General features: G+C 70.9%; 6 protein-coding genes. 2 read left to right on the top strand and 4 right to left on the bottom strand.

Annotated features, from left to right (window positions below):
• Positions 1-359: hypothetical protein (locus ACTIR_RS21620; RefSeq protein WP_034238295.1), on the top strand; the 359-nt coding region annotated here is incomplete at its 5' end.
• 47 nt (positions 360-406) lie between these two features.
• On the opposite strand, the gene ACTIR_RS0104065 is transcribed toward ACTIR_RS21620, so the two are convergent.
• Positions 407-1837, bottom strand: a complete 1431-nt coding sequence (locus ACTIR_RS0104065; RefSeq protein WP_026453312.1) for a bis-aminopropyl spermidine synthase family protein — start codon at positions 1835-1837, stop codon at positions 407-409.
• Between the two features lie 336 nt (positions 1838-2173).
• On the opposite strand from ACTIR_RS0104065, the gene ACTIR_RS0104060 reads away from it, so the two are divergent.
• On the top strand, positions 2174-3745 hold the full coding sequence (locus ACTIR_RS0104060) for a S8 family peptidase (RefSeq protein ID WP_026453311.1): 1572 nt from the start codon (positions 2174-2176) through the stop codon (positions 3743-3745).
• An 87-nt stretch (positions 3746-3832) separates the two neighbouring features.
• Here ACTIR_RS0104060 and ACTIR_RS0104055 read toward each other — a convergent pair whose 3' ends face one another.
• The 3 genes from ACTIR_RS0104055 to ACTIR_RS0104045 all read right to left on the bottom strand — a co-directional run.
• Positions 3833-4420 (bottom strand): hypothetical protein, encoded by a 588-nt coding sequence (locus ACTIR_RS0104055; protein WP_026453310.1) that lies wholly within the window; start codon positions 4418-4420, stop codon positions 3833-3835.
• Positions 4421-4673: 253 nt separating this feature from the next.
• Positions 4674-8516 (bottom strand): multifunctional oxoglutarate decarboxylase/oxoglutarate dehydrogenase thiamine pyrophosphate-binding subunit/dihydrolipoyllysine-residue succinyltransferase subunit, encoded by a 3843-nt coding sequence (locus ACTIR_RS0104050; RefSeq protein ID WP_026453309.1) that lies wholly within the window; start codon positions 8514-8516, stop codon positions 4674-4676.
• 211 nt (positions 8517-8727) lie between these two features.
• A partial coding sequence (locus ACTIR_RS0104045; protein WP_161629613.1) for a hypothetical protein occupies positions 8728-9679 on the bottom strand: 952 nt, incomplete at its 5' end.

Genomic DNA, 9679 nt, shown 5'->3' with positions numbered 1-9679 from the left:
CGGCCGCGGTCACCGGCTTCCTGGCCGCCGCGCTGGAGCTCGTCGGTGGGCTGGCGTGGATGCTCGGCGGCGCCGTGCTCGGCAGCATGGAGCGGGTGCGGTGGGGCGAGACCGGCTTCTCCGGGGTGATCGTCGTCCTCGGGGTGGCCGCGCTGGTCGCGGCAGGCGCCTACCTCTGGGGTGGTGTGGCGGCGCTGAAGGGCAGGCAGGTCGTCCTGCTGGTCGCCGCCGGTGTGGGCGCCGCGGTCAATCTCGTCGCGGTGATCACCTTCGGTGCGGGCGGCCTCGGGCTCGTCCTGGCCGCCGTGCTCATCCTGCTGCTCTCCCTCGCGCCCAGCCGCAACTACCGGCCGCACTGACCGGCCCGCACTGACCGGCCGCACTGACCGGCCGTCCGGTCCGGACATCAGCCGCCCGGACCGGACGCCCAGAGCAACCGCACGATCTTGTGCCGGGGCACGTCGACGAGCCGGAGATCGGCGATGTCCGCGGGGGCGTGGGGCAAGAGGTTGCCCAACCGGCCGTGGGCCCTGGTCCACACCTCCCGCACCGTGCGGGTGCCGGTGTCCGCGTCCCCGGTGTCGGCGGTGCTGGTGTCGGCGGCGTCGGGGGCCTCGGCCAGCACCACGGCGTGCGTGTTGTCCGGGGTGCTGCGCAGCAGCCGCAGCCGGTACTTGGGTGCGAGCAGTTCGGTCAGCGCCCGTTGCCCCGCCGCGTCGGCGAGGTCGGGATGCGCGTTGGGCACCAGCAGTGCCACCCGTCCGGCGTTGACGGCCAGCAGGACCCGCACCAGCCACGGACCCGGATCACCGCTGAGGTCCACGGCGACGGCGGTGCCCTCGGGCACGGACGCGGGTGCGGTCCAGTCCGGTCCGCGCTCCTCGACGGGGGAGCCGTCCTCCCCCGCGATCGAGAGCAGTCCCGCGCGCACCTGTTCGGGGGTACGGGTGGCCTCGACCGAGCGGGGGCCGTGTGTGTAGATCGCCTGTCCGGCGCCGCGTTTCTTCTTCCGGGCGCGGGCGGTCGGTTGGCAGACGTAGAGGTCGGCCGCGCTGCCGATGGCCTGGGCGCCGGCGTACCGGTGGAAGCCCGGCAGGATCGCCTCGAAGGTCAGGCCCAGTCCGGACAGCGCGCGTTGCACCTGGTGGCCGAGCGTCGGGTGGCGGTGGCTGTAGCCGTAGGCCAGCACCACCCGCCCGGCACGGTCGGCGAGGCACTCGATCGCCCGGGAGGCGAACAGCGTCATGCCCTCCGGGGTGTACGGAGGGTCGCTGAACACGACGTCGGCCGTGCCGGTCACCGCCAGGGGGAGTCCGTACCGGAGGTCGGCGTGCACCGTCCGCACCGCGCCGCCGCTGCGCGTGTCGATGTGTTCGAGCACCCGGTCGTCGACGTCGACCACCGTCACGTCCGCCTCGCCACGCAGCGCGTGGACCGCCAACGAGGTCAGGTCGTGGTCGCCGAGGAACAGCAGGCGGGCGTGCCGCAGGTCGTACTGTTCGTCGAGCCACCGCGCCCGGTGCAGAACCGTGTCGGGGGTGGCCTGGACGTGGTCGAGGGCGGGCAGCGGCGGTGGTACCGCGTCGAGGTGTCCACCGATCTCCTCGCGCAGTCCCGGCGGGACCGCCGCGGCGGTGCCCACCCGTTCGTGGTGCGCGGTGACGGTGTCCGGACGCAGCCGCAGGAGGCCGCCGTCGCGCTCGACGTCGTCCCCGAGATCGTCGAGCAGCTCCTCCACCGTGCGCCGGGGCAGGGTGCTCGTGCGCACCAGTTCGTCGAACGACAGCCAACCCCGGCCGAGCGCGGTGACGGCCGCCCGGACCTCCCGCGCGTGCATCGCGTACGTCTCCACGGGCGCCGAGCCTAGAGCCGCCGCCGGACCGGAAGGTGTCCGGGAGTCCGACACCTGCTGTGGGATCCGGGGCGAGAGCCGACGTCGGTGCTCGGCCGACCGGGTGAACGGCGGGAGATCCCCGACCCGCCCGGTCCGACCGAAAGTAGGGGCCGGAACCTACTTTCGCCCCGGTTCGAACGGGTGGCGCAGGGCGTCAAAGCGGGCCGCCAATATCGCGATCACTCGATCGAGACAAGACCTGTGTTCAAACTGTGGCTGTCCGTACGTTCACCGCCACGTTCACGGCGAAAAGTTCACCGGAACGTGGAGGGAGTAACCGTGCGAAGAAACCGAAAGTTGGGTAGCAGGTCGTTGGCGACCGTCGGGCTGACCGCCGGCGTCGCCGTGCTGACCGCGCTCGGCGGGAACCTGACCGCCTCGGCCCAGGAGGAAGGCACCATCCTCGGTAAGGACGCCGAGGGCACCGTCCACGACAGCTACATCGTCGTCCTCGAGGACGACGCCTCCGTCCGGGAGGTCGCCGACGAACACGGTGCGGACGTGCACCGGGTCTACGACAGCACGGTCCGCGGCTTCGCGGCGGGCATGAGCGAGCAGCGTGCCGAACGGGCCGCGGCCGACCCGGACGTCGCCTACGTCGAGCAGAACCGCGTGGTGCACACCGACGCCGAGCAGACGAACCCGCCGTCCTGGGGGCTCGACCGGCTGGACCAGCGGGACCTGCCGCTGGACGACACCTACAGCTACGACGCCACGGGTTCGGGCGTGGAAGCGTACGTGATCGACACCGGCATCCGGACCTCGCACAACGACTTCGAGGGCCGTGCCCGGTCCGGCTACGACTTCGTGGACAACGACGGCGACGCCGACGACTGCAACGGCCACGGCACCCACGTCGCGGGCACCATCGGTGGTGCGGACCACGGGGTCGCGAAGGGCGTCGAACTCATCGGCGTCCGTGCCCTCGACTGCCAGGGTTCGGGCACCTACGACGGCATCATCGCCGCCATCGACTGGGTCACCGAGAACGCCGGTGGTTCGGCGGTGGCCAACATGAGCCTCGGCGGCGGCGTGTCCAGCGCCGTGGACGACGCCGTGCAGCGCTCGATCGACGCGGGCGTGACCTACGCGCTCGCGGCGGGCAACGACTACGGCGCCGACGCCTGCAACACCTCGCCCGCCCGCGTGGCCGACGGCATCACCGTGGGCTCGACGACCAGTTCGGACGCGCGGTCGAGCTTCTCCAACATCGGTTCCTGTCTGGACATCTTCGCCCCGGGCAGCGACATCACCTCGACCTGGATCGGCAGCGACTCCGACACCAACACCATCAGCGGTACCTCGATGGCCACCCCGCACGTCGCCGGTGCGGCCGCGCTGTACCTGGCCGACAACCCGTCGGCCTCCCCGGCGCAGGTGCGCGACGCCCTGGTGAACCAGGGGACGAGCGGTGCGGTCGGCAACCCGGGCAGCGGTTCGCCGAACGTCCTGCTGCACACCGGGGGCGACGGCGGCGGGACGCCGGACCCCGAGCCGGAGCCCGGCGAGTGTGACCCGGTCACCAACGACACGGATGTCGCCATCCACGACAACAGCACCTCGACCAGTTCGGTGACCGTGGAGGGCTGTGACCGCGCGGCCTCCGGCTCGGCGACCGTGGACGTCGACATCAGCCACACCTACCGCGGTGACCTGCAGATCGACCTCGTCGCCCCGGACGGCACCACCCACCGGCTCAAGGACTCCGGGTGGGACTCCACCGACGACGTGAACGAGACCTACACGGTCGACGCCTCCGCGTCCCCGGCCGACGGAACCTGGGAACTGCGGGTGACCGACGTCTGGTACGGCGACACCGGCCAGATCAACAGCTGGACCTTCACCCCGTGACCCGAGAGAACCGGGTGAAGCCCTGATCCGGGTGCCCGCACCGTCCTGGGGGGCGGTGCGGGCACCCGCTCGTGCCGGTGGGTCGGGTCAGAAGAAGCCGGCCGTCCCGAACGGGACCTCTCCGGAGTTCACCCAGGCGGACAGCAGGAACGGCAGGCGGGACAACACCGCGCCCGGCACCATGAACAGCACGGCAGGCCCGAGGACCGTCCCCACGTCGCGGGGCGTCCGACATCCGAGGGCGAGCACGACGACGGCGACGACGGCCCCGAGCGCGGCATGCACGGGCTCCACCACGGACAACAGCATCGCGCCCAGGACGACCTCGCCCGCGACGACGCCGATGGCCGCGGCGGTGACGAGCCTCCCGGTACGGTCGTCGCGGCCGACGTGCCGCAGGGCGAGCCCGAGCACGACGCCGACCGACGACCACACCACCAGGGCGGTCAGCAGGGTCGGGAGGATGCCCAGGAGGTTGCTCGGCCCGATGGCGAGTGCGAGCACCGTCAGGCCGGCATGGTAGGTCAGCGCCAGGGCGATCAGGGCGACCACCGCCCGCCGGACCGCGGTGCTCGGGTCGCGCCCCCGGCTCACCACCAGGGCGAGGACGATCCACGGCGCGATGCTGTCCGGAACGAGGGTGTACACCAGGAACGGGTGGAGAACGGAGAACACGGTCCCGAGAACCGCCCCCGGGGCTGCGGCGGAGAGCCACCAGGGAGGTGGCGTTCGGCCGCGTGATCCCGGGCGGGCGTCCTCGACGGTGCCGCCGTCCGCGATCGCGTCCGCGCGGTCCCGGCCTCGCCGTGACACCATTTTTCCCCCAGTGTGTTGTCCCGCGGGCGGACCGGCTCCGGCCCTTCCCCGCGGCGGTGGAGCGCCTGTGGTGGGCGGCGGGTGCCCGCCGCCCACCACAGGCGTGTCCGGATTACTCGAACGCGCGGTCGATCAGCGCGCTCTGCTCGACCTCGTGCACCTTCGACGAGCCCGCGGACGGTGCGGCCATGGGCCTGCGGGCCACGACGCCGAGGGTCGGGAACGCCTCCGGCAGTCTGCGCGGCAGGTTGAGCCCGAAGAACGGCCACGCGCCCTGGTTCTCCGGTTCCTCCTGCACCCAGACGACGTCGGAGGCGCCCGTGTACCGGCGCATCGCCTCGATCAGCTTGGCCTTCGGCAGCGGGTAGTACTGCTCCACCCGCACGATCGCCACGTCGTCGATCTCCCGCCGGGTCCGTTCGCTCACCAGCTCCCAGTAGAGCTTGCCGGAGGTCAGCAGCACCTTGCGGACCTTGGCCGGGTCGACGGTCTCGTCGTCGATGACCGACAGGAACTTCGAGCCGTCGGTGAAGTCCTCGACGTTCGAGGTCGCCTGCTTGTTGCGCAGCATCGACTTCGGCGTGAACACGATCAGCGGGCGGTTCACCCCGTCGAGGGCGTGCCTGCGCAGCAGGTGGAAGTAGTTCGCCGGGGTGGACGGCACCGCCACGGTCATCGAGTGCTCCGCGCACAGCTGCAGGAACCGCTCGATCCGGCCGGAGGTGTGGTCCGGACCCTGTCCCTCGTGGCCGTGCGGCAGCAGCAGCACGACATCGGAGTGCTGGCCCCACTTGGCCTCGCCGGAGGAGATGTACTCGTCGATGATGGTCTGCGCACCGTTGACGAAGTCGCCGAACTGCGCCTCCCACATCACCAGTGCCTCGGAGTTGGCCACCGAGTAGCCGTACTCGAAGCCGACCGCCGCGTACTCGGACAGCGCCGAGTCGTAGATCATCACCCGTTCCTGGGTGTCGGTGAGGTGCTGCAGCGGCGCGTACTCCTGGTTGCTCTTGCGGTCGATGAGTACGGAGTGCCGCTGGGTGAAGGTGCCGCGGCGGGAGTCCTGCCCGGCCAGCCGCACCAGCCGCCCCTCCATGGCCAGCGAACCGAACGCCAGCAGCTCGCCGAAGGCCCAGTCGATGCCGCCCTCGCGGGACATCTTGTGCCGCCGCTGGAGCACCGGCTTGACCCGCGAGTGCGGGGTGAAGCCCTCCGGCAGATCCACGAACGAGTCGCCGATCCGCTCGATGACCTCCCGGGACACCGCGGTCGGCACCTGGGCGGGCACCTGCTGGCTCTGCTCCACCGACGGGCTCGGCGCGATCGGGTGCTTCTCCAGCTCGCGGACCTCGTTGAACACGTGCTCCAGCTGGCTGGAGAAGTCGCGCAGCGCGGCCTCGGCCTCCTCCATCGAGATGTCGCCGCGGCCGATCAGCGCCTCGGTGTAGTTCTTCCGGACGCTGCGCTTGGCGTCGATGATGTCGTACATCCCCGGCTGCGTCATCGACGGGTCGTCGCCCTCGTTGTGACCGCGCCGCCGGTAGCAGATCATGTCGACGACGATGTCCTTGTTGAACGCCTGCCGGTAGTCCACCGCGAGGTGGGCGACCCAGTACGCGGCCTCCGGGTCGTCCCCGTTCACGTGGATGATCGGTGCGCCGATCATCTTGGCCACGTCGGTGGCGTACTTCGACGACCGGGCGTGCTCCGGCGGCGTGGTGAACCCGACCTGGTTGTTGATGATCACGTGCACGGTGCCGCCGGTGCGGTAGCCGCGCAGCATGGCCAGGTTCAGCGTCTCGGCCACCACGCCCTGCCCGGCGAACGCGGCGTCGCCGTGCAGCAGCACCGGCAGGACGGTGAACCCGCCGGAGTCACGGTCGCCCTTGTCCAGGTGGTCCTGCTTGGCGCGGACGATGCCCTCGAGCACCGGGTCGACGGTCTCCAGGTGCGACGGGTTCGCGGTCAGCGACACCTTGGTCTCGCCGTCGCCGAACATGCGGAAGTACTTGCCCTCGGCGCCGAGGTGGTACTTCACGTCGCCGGAGCCGTGCGCCTGGCCCGGGTCCAGGTTGCCCTCGAACTCCTGGAAGATCTGCGAGATCGGCTTGCCGACGATGTTGGCCAGCACGTTGAGCCTGCCGCGGTGCGGCATCCCGATGACGACCTCGTCGAGCTCGTGCTCGGCGGCCTTGTCCAGCACGGTGTCCAGCAGCGGGATGACGGTCTCGCCGCCCTCCAGGGAGAACCGCTTCTGCCCGACGTACTTGGTCTGCAGGAAGGTCTCGAACGCCTCGGCCGCGTTGAGCTTGGACAGCACGTACTTCTGCACGGTCGGCTCGGGCTTCTCGTGCGGGATCTCGACGCGCTCCTGGATCCAGCGCCGTTCGTCCGGGTCGAGGATGTGGGTGTACTCGACGCCGACGGTGCGGCAGTAGGAGTCCCGCAGCACCCCGAGCACGTCGCGCAGCTTCATGCGCTCCTTGCCCGCGAACCCGCCGACCGCGAACTCCCGGTCGAGGTCCCACAGGGTCAGCCCGTGGGAGAGGATGTCCAGGTCCTCGTGCCGGCGCTGGCGGTAGTTCAACGGGTCGGTGTCGGCCATCAGGTGGCCGCGCATCCGGTAGGCGTCGATCAGCTCCAGCACACGGGCGGTCTTGTCGATCTCCCCCTCGGGGATGTCCTCGACCCAGCGCACCGGCTCGTAGGGCAGGCGCAGCGACGTGAAGATGTCGTCGTAGAAGCCGTCCCCGCCGAGCAGCAGCTCGTGGATGCGCTTGAGGAACTCGCCCGACTCGGCACCCTGGATGATCCGGTGATCGTAGGTCGAGGTCAGCGTCATGATCTTGCTGACGCCGAGGTTGACCAGCGTCTGTTCGCTGGTGCCCTCGAAGTGCGCCGGGTACTGCATGGCGCCGACGCCGATGATCGTGCCCTGCCCGGACTGCAGACGCGGCACCGAATGGTTGGTGCCGATGCCGCCCGGGTTGGTCAGCGAGATCGTGGTGCCCGCGAAGTCCTCGGCGGTGAGCTTGTTGTTGCGGGCCTTCTTGATCAGGTCCTCGTAGGCCTGCCAGAACTGGAGGAACGTCATGTTCCCGCAGTTCTTGATCGAGGCCACGACCAGCGTCCGCTGGCCGTCCTTGCCCGGCAGGTCGATCGCGATGCCGAGGTTCACATGCTCCGGCGTGACGACGTGCGGCTTGCCGTCGACCTCCTCGTAGTGCCGGTTCATGTTCGGGTACTCGCGCAGCGCGCGCACCATCGCGTACCCGATGAGGTGGGTGAACGAGATCTTGCCACCGCGGGAGCGCTTGAGGTGGTTGTTGATGACGATGCGGTTGTCGGCCATCAGCTTGGCCGGGACCGCGCGCACGCTGGTGGCGGTCGGCACGGTCAGCGAGGCGTCCATGTTCTTCGCGATGGCGGCCGACGCGCCGCGCAGCGGCGACTTCTCCGGCTCGGCCGTGGCCTTCGGCGGCGCCGTGCGCGGGGTGGCGCCCGTGCCCGTCTGCTGCGCCCCGGCCCGGGTCTGCTGAGTCTGGATCTGTTCGGCCGGGCTCTGTTTCGGGGTCGCGCCGTCGGTGGAGGCCGCGGGCGCCTCCCGTCCGGACCGGTCGGACGGCCTGCCGTCCCGGGGCTCCGCGGGCCGGGACGTCGAGGTCTGTGGTGTTGCCGGGGTCTGTGGTGCTGCCGGGGTCCGCTGTGCGGTCCCGGACGCGGACTCGCGGCGGGGGGTCCCTGCGTCCGCGGCGGCCTTGCCGTTCGGGGAGGCCGTACGCCCGGCGGTGGCCGAGTCCGGCTTCCTCCCGCTGCTCTGGGTGGGGGTGAAGTCGGCGAAGAAATCATGCCAGGCGGCATCGACTGAGGAAGGGTCGGCGAGGAACTGGTCGTACATCTCCTCGACGAGCCATTCGTTGGGGCCGAACTGTGACGCAGGACTGCTGCTGGACACGGCTGGGACTCGCCTCTATCCGTCTCGATCTTGGTTGGTCGATTGCGCGTCTACCAGGCTAACCCCCGGCTCTACCCGGCCGTGAAGCGAACTGGTCCACGGCGTGGCACGGAACATGCCGGTGCCGCTCTGGATGGAGTCAGTGATCCTTGTCTCCCGCGGCCGCGCCCGATCGAGCTCCCGCTGAGCGGAAAACGGTCTCCCGCGCACGTCAGCACAGGCCGGGTTCCAGAGCATCGACGGCCTGCTCCACCAGACCGGTCACACCGTCCCCCGCCACGGCGGTGCGCAACTCGTCGGTGCCCACGACGAGTTCCACGGTCGTGAGGACGTTCGCACAACGGGCCCGGACGATCCGGGTGCGCCCGTCGTTCTCCGTCCGGGTACCGACCTCGTCGGCGAATCCGGGGTCCGCCACGTCCTCCAGCCCCGGGGCGGCGAACCGCCTGCGGGCCTCGTCGGTGGCCGACCGGTCCGGAGTCGCGGTGACCCGCTCGTAGCCCAGCGTCACGGTGCCCTGGTTGTTGAACAGCAGCACCGACAGGCCGTACGAACAGCGGGTGTTGTCCGCCGAGGACTGTGCGTCCAACCGCTGCGGCATCACCGCGAGGGACAGCATGCTGTCGAACAGCCCGTCCACGGCCTCCTCGTCGAGGACCTCGCATGCGTCCGGAACGTCCGTGGCCACGGGGCCGAACTCCCAGGTCCACGGCCGGTCCACCGCCAGCACGGCCACGGCGACGAGCACCGCCGAGGCCAGCGCCCTGCCGCGTTGTGGCGCCCAGCCCAGGTCGTGGATCTCCACCGGGGAACCGGCCCGGTGGGCTCGGCGCTGCAGGGCGCGGACCTCGTCGGTGAAACGGGCGCGGCCGCCTCCCCCGAGGCCCGACCGCGGCACCGGCAACGGCAGGCGGGAGAACCACCGGTCGTCGGCGCGCCGGAGTTGGACCCGCCGCCCGAACGGTGAACGGTACGTCTCGATGCGCACGATCGCGGGCCAGCGCACGGTCGAGGGCAGCGGTGCGGTCACCGTGACGCCGTCGTCGGTCACCGTCACCCGTCCCGTCCCCGCGCCGACGACGTTGCCCACGGCGGCGGCGAGCATCAGGGCGCCGAGCAGCACCAGCGCCGACAACCGCCACGGTGCGGGCGCCGCCAGCGCC

It is taken from the genome of Saccharomonospora iraqiensis subsp. iraqiensis, from assembly GCF_000430445.1.
GTDB classification, from domain to species: Bacteria; Actinomycetota; Actinomycetes; order Mycobacteriales; family Pseudonocardiaceae; genus Saccharomonospora; species Saccharomonospora iraqiensis.
Note: the sequence above shows the minus strand (reverse complement) of the source record. Positions and strands in the feature narration are given on the sequence as shown.

Coding starts and splice junctions, on each gene's coding strand:
- ACTIR_RS0104065 (WP_026453312.1), bottom strand. CDS start 1,837: ATGCACGCGCGGGAGGTCCGGGCGGCCGTCACCGCGCTCGGCCGGGGT.